This window comes from Alcanivorax sp. 97CO-5 (assembly GCF_000524665.1).
Lineage (GTDB): Bacteria > Pseudomonadota > Gammaproteobacteria > Pseudomonadales > Alcanivoracaceae > Alcanivorax > Alcanivorax borkumensis.
Map to the genome: position 1 here is coordinate 1 of NZ_KI965900.1, position 368 is coordinate 368.

The 368-nt window shown below is 59.0% G+C and carries 1 protein-coding gene; it reads right to left on the bottom strand.

Going from position 1 to position 368, the window contains the following annotated elements; genetic code table 11:
• The coding region (locus Y017_RS09375) for a hypothetical protein (protein ID WP_035460447.1) at positions 1 to 368 on the bottom strand (368 nt) is incomplete at both ends.

Genomic DNA, 368 nt, shown 5'->3' on the forward strand with positions numbered 1-368 from the left:
TCGGCCCAGCAGAGACTGCCAAATGTCCGCAAGTACCTTTTCGTTATCGGTTTGCGGCGGCGCCCCTTCACTGGCCGTGTGCCACTGCGCTACCGGCAGGGCTTTGCGATCCACTTTACCCGCCGGCGTCAGCGGCATGGCTTCCAGCGTGATTAACTGGCTAGGCACCATGTAGTCCGGCAGCGACTCAGACAGGGCAGCCAGAATCGTTTGTGGCTCATGCTCACCGGGGACAGAGTGCGCTGCATTGCGCATCACAATGTAGCCAACCAATCTATCACCGGTGGGGGAAGGCTGTGCCACCACGACGGCTTCACGAATCTGTTCATGGCCCAGTAGCTGGCTTTCAATTTCTCCCAGCTCAATGC